This is a genomic window from Burkholderia sp. E168m23 (assembly GCF_016586125.1).
Taxonomy (GTDB): Bacteria; Pseudomonadota; Gammaproteobacteria; order Burkholderiales; family Burkholderiaceae; genus Burkholderia; species Burkholderia orbicola.
This window is the reverse complement of record NZ_BCPP01001071.1, coordinates 1-2252: the sequence shown is the minus strand read 5'-3', so window position 1 is coordinate 2252 and position 2252 is coordinate 1. Positions and strand designations below refer to the sequence as shown.

2 protein-coding genes are annotated in these 2252 nt (G+C 68.4%); both read left to right on the top strand.

Going from position 1 to position 2252, the window contains the following annotated elements:
- The coding region (locus tag JMF90_RS34140; RefSeq protein ID WP_236598096.1) for a 3-hydroxyacyl-CoA dehydrogenase at positions 1-1133 on the top strand (1133 nt) is incomplete at its 5' end.
- A 38-nt stretch (positions 1134-1171) separates the two neighbouring features.
- The coding region (locus JMF90_RS34135; protein ID WP_201326077.1) for an acyl-CoA dehydrogenase family protein at positions 1172-2252 on the top strand (1081 nt) is incomplete at its 3' end.

Here is a 2252-nt window from a genome sequence, read left to right as displayed (position 1 = left end):
AGCGCGACGAAGCATCGCTCGCGCGCGGCCGGGCGCACGTCGAGAAGGTGTACGACGGCCTCGTCGCGAAAGGGCGGATGACGCCGGCCGCGCACGCGGCGCGTCTCGCGCGCTTCAAGGGCAGCACGTCGTACGACGCGCTCGCGCAGGCCGATGTCGTGATCGAAGCCGTATTCGAGGACATGGCCGTGAAGCAGGCCGTGTTCGCCGAACTCGCGCGCGTGTGCAAGCCGGGCGCGGTGCTCGCGACCAATACGTCGTATCTCGACATCGACGTACTTGCCGCCAGCATCGACCGGCCGGCCGACGTGATCGGCCTGCATTTCTTCTCGCCGGCCAACGTGATGAAGCTGCTGGAGATCGTCGTGCCGGCGCGCGTGAGCCCGGACGTCGTCGCGACCGCGTTCGCGCTGGCCAAGCAGCTGAAGAAGACGCCGGTGCGCGCGGGCGTCTGCGACGGCTTCATCGGCAACCGGGTCCTCGCCGTCTATCGGACAGCGGCCGACTACCTGATGGAAGACGGCGCGTCGCCGTACCAGATCGATCGCGCGGTGCGCGGGTTCGGCTTCCCGATGGGCCCGTTCCAGGTGGTCGACCTCGCGGGCGGCGACATCGGCTGGGCGACCCGCAAGCGCCGCGCGGCGACGCGCGATCCGAACGCGCGCTACGTGGAGATTTCCGACCGGCTGTGCGAGCGCGGCTGGTTCGGGCAGAAGACCGGCCGCGGCTACTACCTGTATCCGGACGGCGCGCGCGTCGGCACGCCCGACCCGGAAGTCGACGCGATCGTCGCGGAAGAACGCGCGAAGAAGGGCGTCACGCCGCGCACCTTCTCCGACGACGAGATCCTGCGCCGCTACCTCGCCGCGATGATCAACGAAGGCGCGAACGTCGTGCACGAGAAGATCGCGCTGCGCCCGCTCGACGTCGACGCGGTGTTCCTGTACGGCTACGGCTTCCCGCGCTATCGCGGCGGCCCGATGCACTACGCGGACACGGTCGGCCTCGCGAACGTGCTCGCCGATATCCGCGCGTTCGCGAAGGAAGATCCGCTGTTCTGGAAGCCGTCGCCGCTGCTCGTCGATCTCGTCGCGCGCGGCGCGGATTTCGCGAGCCTGAACCGCATCGACTGAACACCCACCGCACCCACCGCATTTGCCACGGACCGAAGATGGACCTGAATTTCACTCCCGAAGAGGAAGCCTTCCGCACGGAAGTGCAGCGCTTCCTCGCCGCCGAACTGCCGGCGCGCACCGCGCGCAAGGTGAAGGGCGGCCTGCACCTGACGCGCGACGACATGCGCGAATGGCACGCGATCCTCAATGCGCGCGGCTGGCTCGCGAGCCACTGGCCGCGCGAATACGGCGGCCCCGGCTGGAGCGTCGCGCAGAAATTCCTGTTCGACAACGAATGCGCGCTCGCCGGCGCGCCGCGCATCGTGCCGTTCGGCGTGAACATGCTCGGCCCGGTGCTGATCAAGTACGGCAACGAAGCGCAGAAGCGTCACTGGCTGCCGCGCATTCTCGACGGCACCGACTGGTGGTGCCAGGGTTATTCGGAGCCGGGCGCCGGTTCCGATCTCGCGGCGGTGAAGACGAGCGCGGTGCGGCGTGTGGATGCGCAGGGCGCTCACTACGTCGTGAACGGCCAGAAGACGTGGACCACGCTGGGCCACTACGCGAACATGATCTTCTGTCTCGTGCGCACCGCGACCGACGTGCGCAAGCAGGAGGGCATCAGCTTCCTGCTGATCGACATGAATACGCCGGGCGTCGAAGTGCGCCCGATCATCACGCTCGACGGCGAGCATGAGGTGAACGAGGTGTTCTTCACCGACGTGCGTGTGCCGGTCGAGAATCTGGTCGGCGAAGAGAACCGCGGCTGGACCTACGCGAAATACCTGCTCACGTACGAGCGCACCAACATCGCGGGGATCGGCTTCTCGACCGCTGCCCTCGACCGGCTGCGCGCGGTCGCCGCGAAGGTCACGAAGAACGGCCGGCCGCTCGCGGACGATCCGTTCTTCGCGGCGCGGCTCGCCCGCGTCGAGATCGAACTGGAAAACATGCGCACGACCAACCTGCGCGTGCTGGCCGCGGTCGCGGGCGGCGGCGTGCCGGGCGCGGAAAGCTCGATGCTGAAGATTCGCGGCACGCAGATCCGCCAGGAGATCACCGCGCTGATGCGGCGCGCGATGGGGCCGTACGCGCAGCCGTTCGTCGACGACGCGCTCGACGCCGATTACGACGGCG